Raw genomic sequence first — 21,183 nt, 5'->3', positions numbered from 1 at the left:
CAATTCTCTATTATAGTTGTTATTTTTTCTTTTTATAGGGTTTATAACTGATAGTCGGTTCTCTTTCCCCTTTTCTAAAGGCTTCTGTAATTTCTTTTCTTCTGGCTGCCCGCAACTTACGGTTCTTAAGTGCCACTTTACGATTATAGGCGATGTTCAAGGAAGTACCTTTTCTCTGAGAGTCTTTCATATACATATAAGAACCTATGTTATAGGCTGCTCGTACAATCATCTGTCCTGCTACTGGAGAGGTCAGATATAAGAAAAGTATCGTAAGTAACGTGCGGACGCTGAAGTAATCGCGCAACATCAAAAAGTAGATAAAGACGCCGGTCAAGGAGAGCAGTACGGATAGTGTTGAGCTCTTAGTCGCTGCGTGTGCGCGTAGGAAGACGTCTTTGAATTTGACGATACCGATAGCACTAATCAAGGCAACGATGGAACCTAGGAGAATCAGAACTGCTGCGAATAAACTAACGATCTCGTTTAGATTCAAAGATACGTCCTCCTTCCACAAATCTTGAAATTCCGATCGTACTCAAGAAGGCTAAGATAGCGATAATTAGGCTGGCATCTAAAAAGCTCAATGTGTCTAGCACAATGCTTAAGAGTCCTACGATTGAAATGACCATGGCACCGATTGAATCGAAAGCAACGACTCTATTAGGTGTGGTCGGTCCTTTGACGACGCGGTACAGTGCAACGATGACAGCGATTCCGTAAATCACGAGTGCTGCGTGTATCATCCACATAATAATAGTTTCGATCATTTGAGCACCTCCCAGATTAAGCGTTCATACTTTTTAATTTGTTTCGTTAAAATGGCTTTGTCTCTTTCTGATACATCGATTGCGTGTATAAAGAAACGGCTGCCGTCTGGTGATATCCGCAATACTAATGACCCAGGCGTCAACATAATCAGTAAGGTCAATAAGGTAATTGCCCAATCTCTCTTTAAAGAAGTTTCATAAATTAATAAACCTGGATTCATATCATGGGATTTAAAGAGAATATAATTAATAGTTGAGAAACTAGAAATAATCAATTGAACATTATAGACGATAATAAATTTAAATATAACCCAAACTTTCTTTAAATAGAATACACGTTTAAAGAAGAAACGATGTATTAAATAAACAATGACAATACCAATCAAATAACCGGCAATGAAAGTGGACAAATGAAATTTATCTTCATCTTGAAATAAAGTCCACAAGAATGCGATTAAAATATTCAACGTTAATTGTGCTAACATCAGTCCACCTCCACTTTCACATTTGGAATAATTGCCTTAATGTACTCGCTTGGATGCAGATTCAATTCTGCTGCTTGGCGTGCGAAATCTAAGAACCATTCGCCGCAGATTCCCATTAATACAGTCGCTGCAGTCAGTAGAAACATGGCGATAATCTTGTGCAGCGGCAAAGGCACAGGCTGCACTCTCGGAACATCTTCTCTACCGAAATACATCACGAAGAAGATACGCAATAAGCTGTACATGGCAATAATACTTGTGAGTACTAAGACTACGACTCCTGTGATATAACCTTTTTCCAAAGCGCCTTGAATAATCAAGACTTTGCCAGGGAAGCCGCTGAAGGGCGGTACACCGCCAATCGATAGTGTCAGTATAAAGAAGACAATGCCAAGGCTCGGATGTACATGAATCAAGCCGCCCATGTTCTTGTAACTGCGTGAGTTGCATTGGACCACGAAAACGCCTAAGACTAAGAAAAGCAAGGTTTTAATGATGATATCGTGACCTGCGTAATAAATGGCCCCGGTAATCCCCGCTTCATTCAAGGCACTGATGCCCAGTACTGAAAAACCGATGGATAATATCACTTGGTAGGCTGCAATTTTCTTCACATCTTCATAACCTAAGACACCGACTGCACCGATAATCATGGTAATAATCGCCATATAATACATTAATTGATGCGTAATATCCGGCTGGTGATTAAAGAGCAGAGTCATAACGCGAATCAATGCGTAGACACCGACTTTCGTCATCAAACCTGCAAAGAGGGCTGCGAGTTCTGTATTCAATGCCGCATACGCTTTCGGCAGCCACATAAACATGACAAGTGCTGCCTTGCCGCCGAAGACAAAGATCATCATAATCGCTACCATCGTCATGGCAGGTGGTTGACCGCTTTCAGCTAAACGCATCGCTAAATGTCCGAAGTTCAATGTACCGAGTGTCCCATATAAATACGCAATGCCGATCAAGAAGAACCATGAACTGACCACGTTCATAACGACATAAATCACACTAGCCCGCAGTTGTTCCAAGGTTTGGCCTAAGGTTAAAAGTACAAACGAGGAAATCAGCATAATTTCGAACATGACATATAAATTAAAGATATCAGCGGTTAAGAAACTGCCATTCACTCCGGTTAACATAAACAATATGAAAGACGGTAAGAAATAGCGGTTGGCCAAGTGTTCCTTTTTTCCGAAACCGAAATAAATAATGACTGTGACGACAAAGTTAGCGATAGTGACGAAAAAGAGTGCCAAGGTATCGCCGACAAATTGAATTCCGAATGGCGGCTGCCAATCTCCGAAGTTAATAACGAGTGGTTTCGTATTAAAGACATGGATTAACAAGTAGATTGACACAGCTGTCGTCACCATCAACATCGTAATCGCAATACGACGTGTGACCATCAAACGTTCCTTGAAGAAGAATAAGACGAGTCCGGTAATCAGCGGAACTAATAAGGGAACGAGCAATAAGTTATTCATCGACGTCATCATCCTCTCCGCTCAAGGCTTCAATACGATTCACACGTGTGACTTTATAAGTTCTATAAACTAATACCAATAAGAATGCTGTGACCGCAAAACCGATGACAATCGCTGTTAAAATCAAGGCTTGAGGCAACGGGTCTACAAAGTTGCGTCCTTCACCATTGATAATCGGTACATTTTTACCGTTAAAGCCGCTCATAGCTAAGATCACTAAATTGGCGACATGTGTGTAGATGGCTGTCCCTAAGACAATACGGATTAAATTTTTAGATAGAATCATATACGTTCCTGCAAAGGTTAAAATTCCTATAATAATAATGAGTATGACATTCAACTTTTATCACCACTTATCGCTAACATAATGGTTGTGACGGCACCTACTACAGTCAGCAAAATACCGAATTCAAATATCGTGACACTTGAAAGGTGTATCTTTTCCAGCAAGGGTAACGTGACGTACACATCTTCGTGAGAAAGCAGCGGGTGCCCAAAGAAAATCGGGGTGACGGCTGTAGCTATAGACAGCAGACAACCTGAAATAGTTACGGCACGAAAGTCTATCGGAAGCGATCTCACTACTTTCTGTACATCAAAGGCTAAGAACATCAGAATAAAGGCTGAGCTGAAAACCAAGCCGCCGATAAAACCGCCACCTGGGTTATCGTGTCCTGCAAGAAATATATACGCACCGAAAGTCAAAATAATAAAGACCGCTACTTTCGAGATAGTTTCCAGAACAATATCATTTTCTTTCATTCGACTCACCCTTTCTGATCTTGAATTTGACTAACGCGAAGATTCCGAGTCCGACAATCATAATTACGATACCTTCCAGCATCGTATCGAGTGCACGGAAATCTCCGAGAATTGCATTGACAATATTTTTCGAGCCAGCTAAATCATAGCTGTTCTCATAGAACTGCGAAATTTTTTGGAATGGCGGATCTTGCAATGCAATGACGACAAAGGTCATGACGAAAACTGCCATCATAAATGCAATGATTAACTTCACCGCTTCTCTCCCCCACTGCACCTTATCACGCTGCACGTTCGGCAAGTGATAGAATACCAGCAAGAAGAGAATCGTCGTAATGGTTTCAATAACTAATTGAGTCATCGCTAAATCCGGTGCTTTCATTAAAATAAACACAATGGCAATCGAATAACCGATCACTCCATTCAAAATGACCATGGCCATCCGTTCACGAATGTATAGTAAAGCGGCTGAAAGAATAGCGATATTTACTAAGACTAAGATTTCGAACCAAGTGAACGGGGTTATCTCAAATCCTTTAATCGGAATCCATCCTACTTTAATAAACCCATAGACCAGCATGCCGAAGAACATCAGATAAATCACATGCAAGTATTGATTTAATTTGTTATTCATCATGGTCTGCATATTACGGCGACTGAAAGCTTCGCTCCATTTCAACATCGCATTATACAGCGTATTGATACTCAAGATAGAAGGCAGCTTGTTGTACACTTCCATCCAGCGCGAACGCCATAACAGCAAGATACCGATTGTATAAATGACTAAAGTAATGAGTAATTCCGTAGTAAACCCATGCCACGCTTCCACATGCGGAATATATTTCACTACGGCTGCAGTATGGTTAATATCGCGTAATGCCGGAGTGATCAGATATTTTCCTAAGATATTCGGAATGATGAAAAATAACGGGAGACCGCACACAATAATGACAGGTGCAAGATACATCGATGCCGGTTCATGACCAGGTATCTGCGGCAACTTATCTTTTTTCAAAGGTCCGAAAAACGTATCTTTCACCATTCTCAAACTATAAACAAAGGTTAAAACACTTGCACCGACTGCAATGACCAACATTACACTCATAAAGATTTGATCATCAATCGGCAACTTTCCAGCATTGACTAAAGTGGTAAAGAACATTTCTTTTGATAAGAAGCCATTGAAGAACGGCAAACCTGCCATGGCCATCGCACTGATAGTCATGATTGTTGCTGTTACCGGCAATACTTTTCTCAAACCACCTAAGTTGGCAAGATTTCTCGTGCCCGTTTCATGGTCGATAATACCGACGCCCATGAACAACACACTCTTAAACAGTGCATGATTGATAAGATGGAAGAGACCCGCAAAGAGACTGATGACGAAAAATTCTACAAAAGATTGGTGCAGACTGTATGTCAACATGCCGAAGCCGACCATGGACATGATCATGCCGAGTTGACTGATAGTGGAATAGGCTAATAACCCTTTCAAATCCCGTTGTCCAACTGCGACAAACGAACCGACTGCTAAAGTGACGATGCCGACTGTGATAACAATATAACCGACCCATGGGGCATAACTTAAAATCGGCGTGAAGCGGAATAAGAGATACAATCCAGCTTTAACCATCGTGGCAGAATGCAGATAGGCACTGACCGGTGTCGGTGCTTCCATTGCATCCGGCAGCCAAATATGAAAAGGAAACTGAGCAGATTTAGTAAAGGCACCGATTAAAATACAGATAACCGCAAAGGGATACCACGGCGATTGGCTCAACGTTTCAGTTTGTGTTACCAATTCAGAAATCGTATTGGTTCCGGAAATACTATAAATAATAATGAAACCGATCAACATGAACATACCGCCGAACACGGTAATCAAGAAGGACTTCAACGCCCCGTCCTGACTCGCTTGGCGATTATACCAATAAGAAATTAATAAAAATGAGGCAATACTCGTTAATTCCCAAAATACATACAGCAATATAGTATTATCTGCTAACACTACACCGAGCATGGCGAACATAAATAAAATTAAATAAAAATAGAATCTTGGCAAGTCGTCATGTTCTTTCGATAAATACGCATTGGCATATAATACTACACCTGTTCCTATCAAGGTGATTAACAAAGCAAATATCATCGATAACCCGTCCAGTCGAAACGCTAAATCTAAATCAATGGCGGGCATCCAAGGCAGTGAAATTGTAGTTAAACGGCCGTCAGCTGTCCGTGAAATCGCAAATATAAAATATACGGCACTGACGACAGGGGCAATGAGGGCAATCCAACCTGAGAAACGTGCAAACGGCCGCTTACTAGACAGCTGTGTCTGTTGAACAGTTGCGTCTGCACCAGTCTCAGTGGGAATATCAGGTTCTAATGTTCGAGAAGGATACACTTTCATATTCGTCAACAAAATGACCAACATGATGACCATCACAAAAACAAACAACCATAAGAGGCTCATATTAGGGAAAACTCCTTTCTATCTATTGAGTTCTACAAATGAAAATACGCAGCAACATAAAATTAAATATCCAAATGAATCTCAATCACCTTCGATACATCCGGCACATCCATAAACTTAATCGTTTCAGCCAGCGACTGATGCCCCAGATACTTCTGAATCACCGTAACCGGAGTACCCGCCTGATAAGCATGATACGCAAACGTCTTGCGCAACGACTGCAAACCAATATGCGCCAGCTCAACCTCCTCAGCAGCCTGATGAATAATACGGTACGCCTGCTGACGCGACAACTGCTTCTTCGTTCTGCTCGACTGGAAAAGAAAACTCTGAAGAGTGCAGTCTCCTTGTGAGATGTACGCAGCCAAAGCTTGACGCAATGAAGATGGAAGCGGTACTACAATTTCAGGGAATTGCGGATTTGACCATGATTGGATAATGTCTTGGGTATGGAGCGTGTGTAGCGTTTGATCATCCGCTTCATTTCGGTGATGTTCTACGACATCTGCAACACGCAGACTAAGCAGTGTACTCAATTTCACTCCCGTATGTATCGCAAAGCTTAACAATAAATAGTCACGTTGGCTGTGCTGCTGTAGCACTTGATACATCGCTTCGATGTGCGTTTTATCTTTAATCGGCACCACACATTCCATTATTATCATTCCCTTCCAGATTATATTGAGATGTTATTTTATGTTACATAATAATGATAATACATATTTGAGTAACATTAAAGAATGATGCTCGAATTTTTCAAAAAATTTATTTCAACTTAATTGCTGAAACAATCTTAAGGCGAAATCAATAATTAAGTCATACAATATTTTACTTTTATTAAAAAACCTTATTGACGATTCAAGCGTTTTTTCACCCTGCATTCAGGGAAATTAATACATGTGCAATTTGACTTATTCGTAAATTAAATTTAAATTATAAATTACGAATTTTTTGCTGAAAAGAAAGCTTTAGAAAGGAGGTTGCAGAATGACAACGTTTAACGTGGGTATTATCGCTGCTCCCGGATTTCCAGAACGCTTATCCAACAAAGTAATTGAAGAATTACCTACTATTTTAAATCGAGAACTGAACACCGATGCTGAATGGGATTTTCATGTGGCCGTCGATCCACTTATCGGTTCAGCCGAAGATGTAAATAAAAGTTTGGATGCAGCCCAGAATGTTAAACAAGAACATAACTGGGATTACGGCATTGTGGTTACTGACCTTCCTATCGTCTCAAATCGTCGTGTTATCATCGGTAATCTGGATGAAACACATGCCACTGCACTGATTTCCTTGCCTGCTTTAGGTTGGATCGGTTTGCGGAAAAAATTAAAACAATCCTTGCTGTATTTTGCTGAAAGTATTTATCGTTCTCAACATGATGATGAAGCGAATCAACAACATAAATTGAATTTATCTTGGATTACACGCATCAAGCCTGAAACCGCATCTTTAGACCAAAAGCAAGATAACGATATGGAGACAGCGACAGAACAAGAAGATGGAGATGAAACTTCCAAATCTCATACTACGACGCGCTTTATACTTAAACCATTAATTATCAGTTGGATTTTCTTATTATTCGGTATGACTCGAGCTAATGAACCTTGGAAAGAGATACCGAATTTCAAGAAGATTATTTCACTATCATTTGCCACAGCTACGTATTTAACCATTTTCTCTACACCTTGGCAGATGAGTATCGAATTCTCTAATTTACGCTTTATACTGATGACCATTCTTGCAGTCGGCGGTATGGCGTTATGGATTATGTACGCACATCGATTATGGGAGCCCCCGTCCTCTTTGACGACGCGAACCTATCGGACGGTCTACAATATTACCACTGTCATGACCTTGCTGATTATTATTGCACTCAGCTATGTCATCTTATTTGTACTGCTCATGGTCAGTGTCGCTTTATTCGTACCGAATGACTTATATAATATGATGACTTCCAATCAAGGCATAAGAACTTGGGGACAATTCTTATACCTTACGTGGTTTATCACGTCTCTCGGTTTCTTGGCAGGTGCTTTAGGCGCTTCTGTTGAAAATGAAGAAAAAATTAGAGATATGACTTATTCTTATCGTCAACGCGCGCGCTATAGAGAAGCTAAAGAATGGGAATCCAGCAAATATTATTCCTCTGATTCCGAGAAAAATATAAAAGAACAGAAAGGAGGCTAAAATGTGGAACAGTTAGTAGTAGGTATCGTGGCTGCGCCTGGTATTGCCAATAAACTCTCGCATAAAATGGTAGATGCATTGCCTGACTTGCTTTCAAAATATATTTCGTCTCAATATAAATGGAAAATCGAAGTCATAGTCAACGCATTAACCGGCTCAGCTGAAGAAGCTGATAAAGCCTATCAAAAAACAGAAGACTACTTAGACCGCTACAATTGGAATTATATTATCAGTTTAACCGATTTACCTTTGTTTCATGATAATGAGGCAGTTATCGCAGTAGATATCAACGAAGAAAACGGAGCCAGTATGATTTCGATTCCGGCATATGGCTGGCGTCCTCTCACCAAACGTTTAGAAAAAACTATTATCACTGTTATCCATGAGATCAACCTTCAATTCAGTGATCATGCCAAAGATGACAATGAAAAAGACGATGAAGAACGCCAGAAAGAATATCGCAATATCTTTCCTTTTTCTAACTTAAGAAAAATACGGACCTATGCAGACGAAACACATACCATGCATATCCGGTATATTGTAGCTTCGAAAATCAGCGGCAATTTACGTTTGTTAAGCGGAATGACTTTCGCCAATAACCCGCTGCGTCTGATGCAAAGTATGAACAGTGTCATCGCTATTGCATTTACAACCGGTGCGTCAGGTATGATTTTCTCAACGATGTGGCAACTCGGCAATACTTTTACAGCAGAAAGATTAACTGTACTTTCCCTCTTTGCCATTATCGGCATGATTGCTTGGATTATCTTGGCACATAACTTATGGGAATCCACTCGTTATAGTCAAAACCGTAAGATTACGCGTTTATATAACATGACGACGTTGATGACGTTGGGAACATCCGTGTTGATTTATTACATTGTCTTAATGCTACTCTACATTATTGCAGCATTAATCTTACTGCCATCCGGCTTCTTAGGACGACAACTCGAATTAAAACACGCGGCACCGTTCTCACTGTATATCTTCATTGCCTGGTTTGCAGCCTCTATTTCAACTATAGCAGGTGCTATCGGAGCAGGTATGCGTAATGAGAAACTCGTGCGTGAAAGTACGTATGGCTCACGTCAGCAAATGCGTAAAGCTTTGAGTAAAGAAAAAAGTAAAGATCAATAATTAAAAAAATCTTCGCTCGTTATATGTCGAGTGAAGATTTTTTAGCGTTGCTTATATTTCCATATGCGGTATCCAGCTGGAATAATAATTATCATCGCAAATATAAAACCAAGCCATAAATAATCTTTGTTAAACATTAGGTAAATGGCGAATAAAATTATTCCTAAGATAATCGCTACAAGATTAAACCATAATTTTTGTCCAATTTCCTGAAAATAGCGTTTCATAGCGGCGACTTCCTTTCTCTATAGTTCGAAGTCAAAAGTGCGGTTATTATAATTCAATCTATATGCTATCACACGCTATTTCGGATACCAATTTATTCTAAGTGCGGTAAGTCTCCGGGTTGTCTGAAGGAAGACACCCTGCCCTCTATTAAGTTGCTTAGCTGCTCGCAATTATGAGAATTGCTACTGTATGAGAGAATATATTAAGATATAAATCAAAAACTTCCGATTGCCCTAAATATTACTGCTGAAAATCAGCCCTCTCAAACTTATTTTTCTTTCTATGATAAAAATTTTTCGCAACTCATCTCATCCCAACAAATCGCATCATATCAGCATTTAATTATAATTTCATTTGTCACAATTACGACAAATATGTCTAAAAAATAAATAGTTTGTTACAAAAGTTTGACAAACAAAACGATGCGTATTAGAATTGAGACATCAAGTAGTTGAGAAACATTCTCAACACTTTCTCGATAGTTTTTCAAAATTGGTACGCTGTACTAATGTGCAGTTGGCTAATCTCTAACTATTGAGCTATCCATCGTAACTAAGGCAAAAGCGAACTGACTGTTGCCTTCATATATATATTCTTTTCTGCGGATTGGTATTAAGTACAGACCGTGCCGATTACTACTCCCATCTCCACTGCACATTTATGTGCAAAGTGGCGCGATGGGAGTTTTTTGTTTGCCCGCACTTTTTTCCAAAAACAGAGAAGAAGACAGCAGCCAATAATCATTTAAAAAGGAGAATGATTTTTAATGAAAATTGTAGCATTATTCCCAGAAGCAACAAAATCTACTCAATTATTATCTAAACAAGAAGCTTTAGGTTTACCTGAATTCTTGAAAGGTACTGACAACGAACTTATCTTGGTATCAAGCAATGAGGAAGTTGAACAATATGTTGAGGATATGGACGTTGTAATTTCTTCTCCATTCTTACCTGCTTATATTACTAAAGAAAGAATTGAAAAAGCTAAAAATCTTAAATATGCTATTACAGCTGGTATCGGTTCTGACCATGTAGATATTGAAGCAGCTGCAGAACATGGTATTGTTGTTGCAGAAGTAACAGGTAGTAACAATGAAAGTGTTGCTGAACAAAATGTTCTAGAAACATTATTATTGCTTAGAAACTATGAAGAAGGCCATAGACAAGCAATTGAAGGCGAATGGGACTTACCATTAGTAGGTTCTGGCGCATTTGAATTACAAGAGAAAAAAATTGGTATCTTCGGCTTTGGACGTATCGGCCAATTAACTGCTCAACGCTTAAAAGCTTTCGGTGTGGACTTACGTTATAATGATCCATTCCGCAAAGAAGATGTAGAAAAAGAAATGGGTATCCAATATCTACCATTTGATGAATTAGTGGAAACTTCTGATGTTATCATTATTCAATCTCCACTTACTCCTGATACAAAAGGTAAATTTGATAAATCTGTTATCGATAAAATGCAAAAAGGTACAGTATTAGTAAACTGTGCACGTGGTTCAATTGTGGATAAAGATGCTGTAACTGAAGCAGTTAATGATGGCCACATCAGATATGGTGGCGACGTTTGGTTCCCACAACCAGCACCAAAAGATCATCCTTGGCGTTCACTTAAAAATTCAGGCATGACTGTGCACTATTCAGGTATGACTGTAGAAGCACAAAAACGTATTCAAAAAGGTGTCGAAGAAATGTTGACTAATGCAATGGAAGGCACTTCTATACGTTCTGACTATGTAATTGTGGACAATAATAAAGTAGCTAGTCAAAGTTACCAAACTAAAAAAGATAAATAAGTTCTTTAAAGAGACTTTGTCATAAAAAGAAATCCCCTTTGATTTCAGAAACTTAATGTAATGGAATAAACTATCTCAAGACCGCTATCTGGTGTTAAAACTGGATGGCGGTTTTTTTATGTGGGGTGCGGGGGAAGTGTATAGGCGCGACTCCTCTGCTTATACAGTTCAAGGCCAAAGTGTATAGGCACGACCCCTCTGCTTATACAGTTCAGGGCTAAAGTGTATAGGCGCGACTCCTCTGCTTATACAGTTTAGGGCCAAAGTGTATAGGCACGACCCCTCTGCTTATACAGTTTAGGGCCAAAGTGTATAGGCACGACCCCTCTGCTTATACAGTTCAGGGCTAAAGTGTATAGGCGCGACTCTCCAGCTTATACACTTTGCCCCCTTCCCCCTCGCTCACCCACAAATTTTCATACTAATTTGCCCGCTTTTTACAAAACAATGTCCAAATATGTTAAACACACCGAATATCTACCAAAAAAGAGTCGAGACCCCACCAGAAGTCCCAACTCTATACAATATCTGTCTACTTTTTCAATATTTTAATTAAGTTTTGTGCAAATGCTTCTGGTTCTTGTACATAACCGAAATGACCGCCTGCCGCTTCTATCGCTTGTCGATCCATCTCTCTCGCAAATAAATGTGAGGCTTGATAAGCTAAGGAGCCTTTAGACTTTGTGCCTTGCAGCCAAAAAATTTTATCGGCTGATTGGCGTAAAGTTTCTAAATTCACTAGGTAATCCATGTATTGACGCAATTCATATTGCATCCAGATTTTCGTAGATTCAGCACTGTTCGATTCCATGGTATCTGGTGAACATACCGCGCATGGTGCGATGGTATTTTCTACTAAGACTTCCATATCTAACTGCGAAGGCTGCATGACATGTTCGAAGATGCGCATGGCTGCAGGAATGCCCTCAATTTCGGCTGCTTCAGAGATTTTTGTGGTTTCTTTTTCTAAATCTGAGCGATTCGAGAAAACAGTAGCATTCAAAGGTTCATGCAGCGCTGCACCGGCGATTAATTCCGGAGATTGCTCTAAAAGATGCATGCCGACGACAGCACCTGTATCTGTACCCATAATATAAACAGGATTATTACTTAAATGTTGTGCGAGTGCGATGACATCTTGTGTATCTTTCTCCAGTTTAAAGGTGCTGTGCGTTTGATTAATTGAAGCGGGCATAGGTTCAGTCAATTCGCTGTAACCATAACCTCGGCGATCAGGCAAGATGACCGTAAAATCAGCTTTCAACGTTTCTGCAGCATCTTTATAACTGTCGTGTACTCCGCTGGCTCCTGGAATCATAATCAATAAGGGACCTTCTCCTAATTGTTCGTAACGGACAATAGCGCCATTAGTCTCAAGTGAATGCATGTGATTTCCCCTTTCTCTTTTTTTATAATTATTATTGCAAATCTTTATATAAATCAACGGCTGCTTTCGTTTGACTCAAATGCGCCACATGATTTTGGTAATCTTTAGATAAATAGGTATAGAATAATATATCTACAGTCATCAATTGTGCGATGAGAGAACTCGTTGCTGCAAGGCGCAAGCTTTGTTCAGAACTCGCATCGTGCAAGAGCACTATATCCGCTTCATCTGCTAACTGCGATTCGCTGTTGCTGGTAATCGCTGCTACTTCTGCACCATAATGATGGGCGACTTGTGCTAAACGCACCGTTTCTTGATTATTACCCGAATTAGAGATTCCTAGCATTAATACAGGACTATCAGGTGAATGGCCCGCTAAGGCAGTTGCTGCGACATGCGCATCTGCACTGTGTATGACCTCTACGCCTGCACGAGTAAATTTCTGATAGATATCCTCTGCAACGATATGACTAGCTCCGACGCCGAAGACCACTAGCTTTCGAATTGCATATAATTTGCCGGCCAACTCTTCCAGTTCTTTTTCTCCTAGAAGGGTTTCAGTGGTTTCTAAAGTATAGGCGGCGCGTGATAATAATTTGTGTTTAATTTCGCTCGGCGGTTCGTCTTGGGTGATTTCTTTGTAGGTGTTGGGCTCGTGATGCGGCATGTTTCTGGAAAGTGACAGTTTCAGGTCGACGAGTCCTTTGAAGCCGAGTTTATGGGCGCACCGAATGATGGTGGCTGAGCTGGTGTTTGTAGCTTGGCCGAGTGCTTTGGCGTTCATCTTAATGACGTTGTCTGGATGTTCGAGCAAGTAGTGTGCGACTTGTTGTTCGTTCTTGGTGAGGTGTTTCAGTTGTTCGCGTATATAGATTTGAAGGTGTTCGGTTTCCATAGTTCTCCCTTCTTACTCTTCTATTTCTTGGGGTGCAGTCATGTCTTTGGTTGTTCCGAAAAAGTAGGTCGCTATAAATCCGCCGGCATAAGCTGCGAGCAATCCTGCGATGTAGCCCAGGTACATGTTGTCGTAAATCAGCGGAATGAGTGAGACACCGCTTGGTCCGATAGCTACTGCACCGATGTGACCGATGCCTCCGATGACAGCGCCTCCGATACCTCCGCCGATACATGCAGTAATGAATGGACGGCCGAGTGGTAAGGTTACCCCGTAGATCAAGGGTTCGCCGATGCCTAGAATACCGGCTGGCAATGCACCTTTTAAGAGACAGATGATTTTCTGGTTCTTACGACATTTTACCCATAGTGCTAGTGCTGCGCCGACTTGTCCAGCACCTGCCATCGCTAATACTGGTAATAGGAATGTGGCATGATCTTGGTTGATCATCTCGATATGAATCGGTGTAAGTACTTGATGCAAACCGAACATTACGAGCGGCAAGAATGTCGCACCTAAAACAAATCCACTGAATGGACCGCCGATGTCTAATACCCATTTAATTACCGCTAAGATGCCTTCTGATACGACACCTGCGACGGGCATGATGAGAAAGATGGTCGCTAGTCCCATGATTAAGAGCGTAATGGTTGGTGTCACAATAATATCAATGGAGTTCGGTACTATTTTGTGCAAGCGTTTTTCAATCATAGCTAGAATCCAAACTGCAAAAATAACACCGATGACACCGCCTTGTCCTGCTGCGAGGGCATCGCCATTGAAGATGTTGTGAAGCGGTTTATCAGGTGTGATACCTGTTAGCAATGTGGCACCCCCAATAACCCCGCCGAGTCCAGGTGTAGCGCCGAATTCTTTAGCAGAGTTAATCCCTACATAAATAGCCAGATAGGCAAAGATTCCGTTTTTAATGACATCAAAGACCATGACGAGTTCTTTCCAAAATGAACCGTCAATTGTTCCGGCGACGAGCAAGTTGGATAGTACGGCACTAATACCCCCGATTAATCCGGCTCCAACGAATGCCGGAATTAAGGGTACAAAGATATTGGCAATCGTACGCAATACTTTACGCCACTTAGAGTTTTTCTTTTTCTGGTTCATCTGAGTTTTGAACAGTTGAGCTTCTTGTTCCACACGTTCTTTGTCAGATTGAGGTCCGTCAGAAGTGTGCGCATCCGATGAGTGATGTGTAATACGCTCGCCTAGAGGTACGCCGATTATATCACTCATAGCATTCGCTACTTTATTGACGGTACCTGGTCCTACGATAACTTGTAGGGACTCATCTTCTACAACACCCATGACACCATCGATTGCTTTCAACCCTGCAATATTCACTTTGGAATAATCGATGATATCCATACGTACTCTGGTCATACAATGAATGACACGTTCTAAATTTGCTTTTCCGCCCACGTTGTCTAATATTTCCTGGGCAATTTTCTCTTCTTTTGACATGATGTCTCACGCTCCTTATGTATTTCTAATAAAACCATCTGCCTTTTCTAATCTTTGAGTCGCTTCTGAAAATGAAATATTGTGTAATCCCATCACGATAGCAGCTTTCACATTGCCGCGTGCGTGACGGAAAAGTTGTTCGCTTTCCGCTTCAGATACTTCTACAATTTCTGCAATCATATTTAATGCACGTTGTCTTAATTTGTTGTTGGTCGGCTTAACATCGACCATCAGATTTTCATAAACCTTTCCGATACCGACCATGGCACCGGTAGAAATCATGTTGAGGATTAATTTTTGCGCAGTGCCTGATTTCAGCCTTGTGGAGCCTGTTAAGATTTCAGGTCCGACCTCGACTTCAATGGCATAATCAGCTAACTTGCCGATTTGCGAACCTTTCACACAGGCGATTGCAGCGGTAGTGGCGCCGACGGATTGTGCGTACTTTAAACCACCGATGACATAAGGTGTACGCCCGCTGGCAGCCAGGCCGACTACGACATCATCAGCTGTGAGAATATGCTCTTTAAGGTCTTCCTCAGCAATTTTAGAGTTATCTTCTGCGCCTTCAATCGCTTCAGTCATCGCTTTCGAACCACCGGCAATCAATCCGATAACTTCATCACGCGATACTCCGAAAGTCGGCACACATTCTGCAGCATCTAAGACGCCTAATCGACCACTGGTACCTGCGCCGATATAGAAGAGTCGGCCGCCCTTTTTAAAGGCTGCAATGACTTTATCAATCACTTGTGCAATCACTTGCTTTTCTTTTTCAATAGCCTGTGGGACGCGCCGATCTTCTTCATTCATTACAGACACAAATTCTTCTGTACTTAGTTCATCCAAGTGCATCGTCTTCTCATTGCGTTGCTCGGTCGTCAATTTCCTAATATCCATGTTACTCATCCCCTTTCTGGTTAAAAAGTTTGAAAGCAGTACCTGATTGAATTAATTGAATACAATCTAAATCATCTTCTATCACATGCCCTAATACATTGACTGCTGCATCCGCGGACAAGTCACGTCGCGTAATTTCTAATTCATTCATGTAGCGGCCATATAAATTGTTGTCCAACGTTACTGAACCGCGCGGACGTTCTACTGCATTTGCCGGTTCCACTTGATCTTTAAAAGTTGTGCGTGATTCTTGAGCCCGCACGACATCACGCGCGACATCTGGTCGGTTAGTATAAGTTTGTAAAAATGAGCTGTCCTCGCTCAAATCTGTGCGCAACCATACTGTATCTTCAGTAGCATAATGGAAAAATTGATCAATCATGAAATCATTAATTTTAATATCACCAATACATACCACGTCCGTAAGCATCATTTCTAATTCATAGGCTGAAGCAAGCGGATGTGCATAACGATGTGCCTCTAATGTCGGCAATCCGCGATGAATCGGACCACGGAACGTTGTACCAGGTACAAATGCCATAATTTGTAATTCTGGATAAGCGCCCTTTAATCTTTCATTGATGTGTTTAAAAAATGCTGTATCCAATCCAGTGTTAGGACGCGGGTAATAATTATGCGCTACGTAAATATTCTCTTGAGAAATACCGCGGTCATTTAATTCGCGTAATATTGGAAATGCATCTGTACTCGCGTTCAACATGATAGGATGCTCATCCTCTACGTAATCTGCCAATTGATCGATGTCTACCGCTTCATCCAATCGAATAATATCGATGCCGGCATCTTTGATACTTGATGGGTCTTCAAGCGATAATCCCAATTGCTCAAATGTGGCACGATTCATATCCGCAATGACTTCTGCACGTGCTTGATTCAATACTGAAAGCTGCTCCAAACGTTTTAAATATTGGGTCTGATCCTCTTCTGGTATCTGCAAAGATGTGAAAATATAGCGGAATCCTTTGTTTAACATTGTTTCGATATACGTTTCGTCGAACTCTTCACCTAAATACACTGAAAAACCTAATTGCATATTATCCACCTCATCTAAAAAGAATAATTTCTATTCTTCACTTTACCCAAAAAAGATAGAGTTGCTTTTGTGTAATCGCTTTCATTATTGCATAAGTGAAATAACATTACAATATGCGTTCATAATATTGTTAAATATTGAAATTTTGTTTCAGTAAAGGTACTGATGTCAGGTACGCTAAAAAAGCTGGTTTGGGATATATTTGCAGTAAATCCCCCAAAAATTGAATTTTTGGGTTCAACTTTTGGGGGTCAGTTCACCGCCTATACAGTTTGGGACGTATATGTATAGGCGCCAACCATCCGCCTATACAGTTTGAGGCATTAGTGTATAGGCACCAATCCTCCGCCTATACAGTTTGGGACGTATGTGTATAGGCACCAATCCTCCGCCTATACAGTTTGAGGCGTATGTGTATAGGCGCCAATCCTCCGCCTATACAGTTTGAGGCATTAGTGTATAGGCGCCAATCCTCCGCCTATACAGTTTGGGACGTATATGTATAGGCACCAATCCTCCGCCTATACACTTTTGGCAATCCTTTTCTTTTTCAACTTTATTAAATAGAAAAAAGCAGGGTTTGGGACAAAATAATGTCCCGCTCCCTGCTAAAATTTCTATAATTTATTTAAGATTGCAATTTTTCATAATCGTAAGCTGTGATAATAATATCTTTCAATTCACTGATTAATGGTTCTTTAGGATTGGCTGTTGTACATTGATCTTCATAAGCTAATTCCGCCATACGGTCTACTGTACTATCGAGCACTTCTTGTGTAACGCCTTGTGCTTTCAAGTTCATTTGTATACCTAAGCTGCGTCCAAGTTCATAGACAGCGTCTGCTAAAGATTCTACAAGCTCTTCTGTTGTATTGCCCGGTAACCCGAGGAATCTAGCAATATCCGCATAGTCTGTATCTGCTCTGAAATAATCGTATTTAGGGAATATAGCATGTTTAGACGGATCCTTAGCATTATAACGAATGACGTGCGGTAATAGAATTGCATTAGTACGTCCGTGCGGGATATTATATTCTCCTCCGATTTTATGTGCAATTGAATGGCTCACCCCTAAGAACGCATTTGCAAAGGCCATTCCGGCAAGTGTAGAGGCATTATGCACTTTTTCGCGTGCAACTGGGTCAGCTGTATCCGCAGATGCTTGCAAGTAATCAAATATTAAACGAATAGCTTGCAGGCTCAAACCGCGAGTATAATCAGATGCCATTACAGAAACATAAGATTCAATAGCATGTGTCAACACATCCATTCCTGTATCAGCAGTCACACTGCGTGGAACAGTTAATACAAATTGCGGATCAATAATGGCAACATCTGGTGTTAATGCATAATCAGCTAATGGATATTTCACGTGTGTTTCGCTATCTGTAATAACCGCAAATGGTGTCACTTCTGAACCTGTTCCTGAAGTTGTCGGGATGCAGACTAATTTAGCTTTTTTAGCTGGTGCAATACGATAAGCACGTTTGCGAATATCTAAGAATTTTTGTTTAGCACCGAAGAATGAGAGATCTGGATGCTCATAGAAGACCCACATACCTTTGGCAGCGTCCATTGCAGAACCTCCACCTAACGCGATAATTGTATCAGGTTGGAATTCGTTCATCATGTCTAAGCCTTTGTAAACTGTATTCGTAGAAGGATTTGGTTCCACCTGGCTGAAGACTTTGACATCTACAGTATTTTGACGACGTGACAACACATCTTGGATGCGACGTACATAGCCTAAATCAACCATACCAGGGTCAGTTACAATCATGACACGTTCTACTTCTTTCATATGTTCTAAATATAGCAATGAATTTTTTTCGAAGAAGACTTTAGCCGGCAATTTAAACCATTGCATATTATCTCTCCTTTTAGCAATTGTTTTCACGTTAATCAAATCTACTGCAGTTACGTTATGTGATACAGAGTTATGACCGTAAGATCCGCAGCCAAGCGTTAACGAAGGAATCATTTCATTATAGAGATTTCCGATTCCCCCTTGTGCCGAAGGAGAGTTTACAAGCACACGACAAGCATTCATACGAAAAGCGTATTTTTCTTGTACCTCTTTATCTTGTGAATGAATCACAGCGGTATGGCCGAGACCACCCAACTCTAGCATACCTTCACAAAGTTCAAATCCATCTTTATGGTTATCTGCTTTGACCATTGCAAGTACGGGCGATAATTTTTCTCGAGAAAGCGGATAATCAGGGCCAACTCCTTCTAATTCTGCAATTAAAATTTTCGTTCCTTTTGGTACATTAAGACCAACAGAAGCTGCAATCGTTTCAGCTGACTTGCCGACGATATCTGCGTTTACTGCACAGCGATCTTCACGCATAACGATACCTTCTAATTTTGGTAATTCTTCTTTTGTCACAAAATAACATTGATGTGCTTGGAATTCTTTTTTTACGTCATCATAAATTTCTTTATCCACGATGACCCCTTGTTCAGAAGCACATATCATGCCATTATCAAAGGTTTTCGATACAATCACGTCGTTGACAGCACGTTTGATTTTCGCAGTTTTTTCAATATAAGCAGGCACATTCCCGGGACCTACGCCCAATGCTGGTTTACCTGTTGAATATGCAGACTTGACCATTCCTGCACCACCTGTAGCAAGCACTAAAGCTACTTTCTCATGATTCATTAATAACTTCGTTGCTTCTAAAGAAGGCTGATCAATCCATTGAATAATATTTTTTGGAGCGCCTGCTTTAACAGCTGCATCATATACTACTTGCGCTGCAGCGACTGAGGATTGTTGTGCACTTGGATGAAAAGCAAAGATAATCGGGTTTCCAGTTTTAATAGCAATGATAGATTTGAAAATAGTAGTAGAAGTCGGATTCGTTGTAGGCGTTACTCCGCAAATCACCCCGACTGGAGATCCGACGAATGTCAGACCACGTTGCTCATCTTCTCCGATAACTCCAATAGTTTTATCATATTTTGTAGCATTCCAAATATATTCAGAAGCATACAAGTTCTTAATCGCTTTATCTTCGTAAATACCTCGTCCTGTTTCTTCACATGCCATTTTAGCAAGTTCCATATGCTTATCGACAGCGGCCATCGCCATACAATGGACAATGTGATCTATCTTCTCTTGAGGTAAGGCTGCTAAATCATGAAGTGCTTGCAAGCCATTATCAGCTAAGCGGTTAATAGTTTCTTCAATATTATTAACTTCCGGCTTTGCTTTAGACGTTTTACTTTCTGCTGGTTGAACTGATACTTTCTTCGATTGTTCGGCTGATGTTGTCATCATCCATTCCTCCTCATGAAACAATTACACTAGTTTCGAAAATAACTTCTTTAAGCCTTTGCTGACACTGCTAAGTTTATACATTTAAGTTTGTGAATTAATTCACAAATAGAATATATCTTTTTCCAGATCTTGTAAACTCATTTCTAGAACAATCAGATCAAACTTTTACAACTTTATGAACAGCGACTTAACGAGTGGGAATTGACGAGAGGCTTAACTAAAGCAATGGAAATGTTTTCAATTCCTAGCAGAAATATTGAAGTATGAGCATAAATTTTTTGAGGCTTACATAGAAAGCTATTCTTATTTTGATGGAATTATTTAAAAAGAAAACCTGATTCTGTCTATCTAGAGAATCAGGTTTCACAATATAAATTTATAGTTTTTTCACAATCCACATAAGTACGAATTGTAATGGCAATCTGCCGTAAAGTCCCCATTTCGGAACTTCTTGATCGCCTAGTGGTAATTTTTTGCGTGCCATGTAGATATTGGCTGGAAAGACTGCTAGCAGGAATGCGTTGATGGCGCGTTTAGTCCATTTGCATGGTCGTTTCCAAAATAGCAGTATGCCGAAAATGATTTCGAACACGCCTGTAACGTAAACTGCTGTTTTGCGCAGCGGTAAATATTTAGGCACGATATTTGTAAAGCCGTCCGGTGCCACAAAGTGCATGACACCTGCTGTGCCGAATAGGCCGCCGATTAAAAATCTTAGAATTTTCTTCACTGGAAATCCCTCCTCTCTTCTATTAATACCACATCGATCTTAGTTTTATCTACATATCAATTTACGGTTTCTTAAAAATATTTACAAAAATTTCTGAATATTTG

19 protein-coding genes are annotated in these 21,183 nt (G+C 40.5%); 3 read left to right on the top strand and 16 right to left on the bottom strand.

Annotation, left to right across the window (positions count from 1 at the left end; translation table 11 throughout):
• Nucleotides 1-19 precede the first annotated feature (19 nt).
• The 8 genes from CKV71_RS02025 to CKV71_RS01990 form a co-directional block, all read right to left on the bottom strand.
• Nucleotides 20-496, bottom strand: coding sequence for a Na+/H+ antiporter subunit G (locus CKV71_RS02025; protein ID WP_095103285.1), 477 nt, complete (start codon nt 494-496; stop codon nt 20-22).
• Nucleotides 474-770 carry a monovalent cation/H+ antiporter complex subunit F gene (locus CKV71_RS02020; protein ID WP_095103284.1) on the bottom strand — a complete coding sequence of 99 codons (297 nt, stop codon included), beginning with the start codon at nt 768-770 and terminating at the stop codon, nt 474-476. The genes CKV71_RS02025 and CKV71_RS02020 overlap by 23 nt, the downstream gene beginning before the upstream one ends.
• On the bottom strand, nt 767-1,255 hold the full coding sequence (locus CKV71_RS02015) for a Na+/H+ antiporter subunit E (RefSeq protein ID WP_095103282.1): 489 nt from the start codon (nt 1,253-1,255) through the stop codon (nt 767-769). Before CKV71_RS02015 ends, CKV71_RS02020 begins: the two co-directional genes overlap by 4 nt.
• Complete coding sequence (locus tag CKV71_RS02010) at nt 1,255-2,751, bottom strand: Na+/H+ antiporter subunit D (protein ID WP_095103280.1); 1,497 nt, start codon at nt 2,749-2,751, stop codon at nt 1,255-1,257. The genes CKV71_RS02015 and CKV71_RS02010 overlap by 1 nt, the downstream gene beginning before the upstream one ends.
• On the bottom strand, nt 2,744-3,091 hold the full coding sequence (locus tag CKV71_RS02005) for a Na(+)/H(+) antiporter subunit C (RefSeq protein WP_095103278.1): 348 nt from the start codon (nt 3,089-3,091) through the stop codon (nt 2,744-2,746). The genes CKV71_RS02010 and CKV71_RS02005 overlap by 8 nt, the downstream gene beginning before the upstream one ends.
• A complete protein-coding gene (locus CKV71_RS02000; RefSeq protein WP_095103276.1) occupies nt 3,088-3,513 on the bottom strand; it encodes a monovalent cation/H+ antiporter subunit B in 426 nt (141 codons plus the stop codon). Before CKV71_RS02000 ends, CKV71_RS02005 begins: the two co-directional genes overlap by 4 nt.
• Nucleotides 3,500-5,986, bottom strand: coding sequence for a DUF4040 family protein (locus CKV71_RS01995; RefSeq protein ID WP_095103274.1), 2,487 nt, complete (start codon nt 5,984-5,986; stop codon nt 3,500-3,502). The genes CKV71_RS02000 and CKV71_RS01995 overlap by 14 nt, the downstream gene beginning before the upstream one ends.
• A gap of 62 nt (nt 5,987-6,048) precedes the next feature.
• Complete coding sequence (locus CKV71_RS01990; RefSeq protein WP_095103272.1) at nt 6,049-6,642, bottom strand: tyrosine-type recombinase/integrase; 594 nt, start codon at nt 6,640-6,642, stop codon at nt 6,049-6,051.
• A 331-nt stretch (nt 6,643-6,973) separates the two neighbouring features.
• Between CKV71_RS01990 and CKV71_RS01985 the strand changes: the two genes are divergently transcribed.
• Both CKV71_RS01985 and CKV71_RS01980 read left to right on the top strand, forming a co-directional pair.
• A complete protein-coding gene (locus CKV71_RS01985; RefSeq protein WP_095103271.1) occupies nt 6,974-8,182 on the top strand; it encodes a hypothetical protein in 1,209 nt (402 codons plus the stop codon).
• 3 nt (nt 8,183-8,185) lie between these two features.
• Nucleotides 8,186-9,319 (top strand): 5,10-methylene-tetrahydrofolate dehydrogenase, encoded by a 1,134-nt coding sequence (locus CKV71_RS01980; RefSeq protein WP_095103269.1) that lies wholly within the window; start codon nt 8,186-8,188, stop codon nt 9,317-9,319.
• A gap of 41 nt (nt 9,320-9,360) precedes the next feature.
• Here the strand turns inward: CKV71_RS01980 and CKV71_RS01975 are convergent, their stop codons facing one another.
• Nucleotides 9,361-9,546: a hypothetical protein gene (locus tag CKV71_RS01975; RefSeq protein ID WP_095103267.1), complete on the bottom strand. Its 186-nt coding sequence runs from the start codon at nt 9,544-9,546 to the stop codon at nt 9,361-9,363.
• A 767-nt stretch (nt 9,547-10,313) separates the two neighbouring features.
• Here CKV71_RS01975 and CKV71_RS01970 point away from each other — a divergent pair.
• Complete coding sequence (locus CKV71_RS01970; protein ID WP_095103265.1) at nt 10,314-11,345, top strand: NAD-dependent formate dehydrogenase; 1,032 nt, start codon at nt 10,314-10,316, stop codon at nt 11,343-11,345.
• A 532-nt stretch (nt 11,346-11,877) separates the two neighbouring features.
• Here CKV71_RS01970 and CKV71_RS01965 read toward each other — a convergent pair.
• From CKV71_RS01965 to CKV71_RS01935, 7 genes are all read right to left on the bottom strand, one after another.
• On the bottom strand, nt 11,878-12,732 hold the full coding sequence (locus CKV71_RS01965) for an alpha/beta hydrolase (RefSeq protein ID WP_170168041.1): 855 nt from the start codon (nt 12,730-12,732) through the stop codon (nt 11,878-11,880).
• Nucleotides 12,733-12,763: 31 nt separating this feature from the next.
• Nucleotides 12,764-13,627, bottom strand: a complete 864-nt coding sequence (locus CKV71_RS01960; RefSeq protein ID WP_095103263.1) for a MurR/RpiR family transcriptional regulator — start codon at nt 13,625-13,627, stop codon at nt 12,764-12,766.
• A gap of 12 nt (nt 13,628-13,639) precedes the next feature.
• On the bottom strand, nt 13,640-15,106 hold the full coding sequence (locus tag CKV71_RS01955) for a PTS transporter subunit EIIC (RefSeq protein WP_095103261.1): 1,467 nt from the start codon (nt 15,104-15,106) through the stop codon (nt 13,640-13,642).
• Between the two features lie 15 nt (nt 15,107-15,121).
• A complete protein-coding gene (murQ, locus tag CKV71_RS01950; RefSeq protein WP_095103259.1) occupies nt 15,122-16,006 on the bottom strand; it encodes an N-acetylmuramic acid 6-phosphate etherase in 885 nt (294 codons plus the stop codon).
• Nucleotide 16,007: 1 nt separating this feature from the next.
• The gene (locus CKV71_RS01945) at nt 16,008-17,060 is read right to left on the bottom strand and encodes a MupG family TIM beta-alpha barrel fold protein (RefSeq protein WP_095103255.1); all 1,053 of its coding nucleotides are present in this window, start codon (nt 17,058-17,060) and stop codon (nt 16,008-16,010) included.
• A gap of 628 nt (nt 17,061-17,688) precedes the next feature.
• Nucleotides 17,689-20,346, bottom strand: coding sequence for a bifunctional acetaldehyde-CoA/alcohol dehydrogenase (gene adhE / locus CKV71_RS01940; protein WP_095103250.1), 2,658 nt, complete (start codon nt 20,344-20,346; stop codon nt 17,689-17,691).
• Nucleotides 20,347-20,725: 379 nt separating this feature from the next.
• Nucleotides 20,726-21,079, bottom strand: a complete 354-nt coding sequence (locus tag CKV71_RS01935) for a DoxX family protein (RefSeq protein WP_331712166.1) — start codon at nt 21,077-21,079, stop codon at nt 20,726-20,728.
• Nucleotides 21,080-21,183 lie beyond the last annotated feature (104 nt).

The organism is Staphylococcus piscifermentans, assembly GCF_900186985.1.
Taxonomy (GTDB): Bacteria; Bacillota; Bacilli; order Staphylococcales; family Staphylococcaceae; genus Staphylococcus; species Staphylococcus piscifermentans.
This window is presented reverse-complemented; position numbering and strand designations above follow the sequence as displayed.

Bases quoted from the DNA above. Each gene is read 5' to 3' on its own strand.
- CKV71_RS02020 (WP_095103284.1), bottom strand. From the start codon at position 770: ATGATCGAAACTATTATTATGTGGATGATACACGCAGCACTCGTGATT.
- CKV71_RS02015 (WP_095103282.1), bottom strand. From the start codon at position 1,255: ATGTTAGCACAATTAACGTTGAATATTTTAATCGCATTCTTGTGGACT.
- CKV71_RS02010 (WP_095103280.1), bottom strand. From the start codon at position 2,751: ATGAATAACTTATTGCTCGTTCCCTTATTAGTTCCGCTGATTACCGGA.
- CKV71_RS02000 (WP_095103276.1), bottom strand. From the start codon at position 3,513: ATGAAAGAAAATGATATTGTTCTGGAAACTATCTCGAAAGTAGCGGTC.
- CKV71_RS01995 (WP_095103274.1), bottom strand. From the start codon at position 5,986: ATGAGCCTCTTATGGTTGTTTGTTTTTGTGATGGTCATCATGTTGGTC.
- CKV71_RS01990 (WP_095103272.1), bottom strand. From the start codon at position 6,642: ATGGAATGTGTGGTGCCGATTAAAGATAAAACGCACATCGAAGCGATG.
- CKV71_RS01985 (WP_095103271.1), top strand. From the start codon at position 6,974: ATGACAACGTTTAACGTGGGTATTATCGCTGCTCCCGGATTTCCAGAA.
- CKV71_RS01975 (WP_095103267.1), bottom strand. From the start codon at position 9,546: ATGAAACGCTATTTTCAGGAAATTGGACAAAAATTATGGTTTAATCTT.
- CKV71_RS01970 (WP_095103265.1), top strand. From the start codon at position 10,314: ATGAAAATTGTAGCATTATTCCCAGAAGCAACAAAATCTACTCAATTA.
- CKV71_RS01965 (WP_170168041.1), bottom strand. From the start codon at position 12,732: ATGCATTCACTTGAGACTAATGGCGCTATTGTCCGTTACGAACAATTA.
- CKV71_RS01960 (WP_095103263.1), bottom strand. From the start codon at position 13,627: ATGGAAACCGAACACCTTCAAATCTATATACGCGAACAACTGAAACAC.
- CKV71_RS01955 (WP_095103261.1), bottom strand. From the start codon at position 15,106: ATGTCAAAAGAAGAGAAAATTGCCCAGGAAATATTAGACAACGTGGGC.
- murQ (WP_095103259.1), bottom strand. From the start codon at position 16,006: ATGGATATTAGGAAATTGACGACCGAGCAACGCAATGAGAAGACGATG.
- CKV71_RS01945 (WP_095103255.1), bottom strand. From the start codon at position 17,060: ATGCAATTAGGTTTTTCAGTGTATTTAGGTGAAGAGTTCGACGAAACG.
- adhE (WP_095103250.1), bottom strand. From the start codon at position 20,346: ATGACAACATCAGCCGAACAATCGAAGAAAGTATCAGTTCAACCAGCA.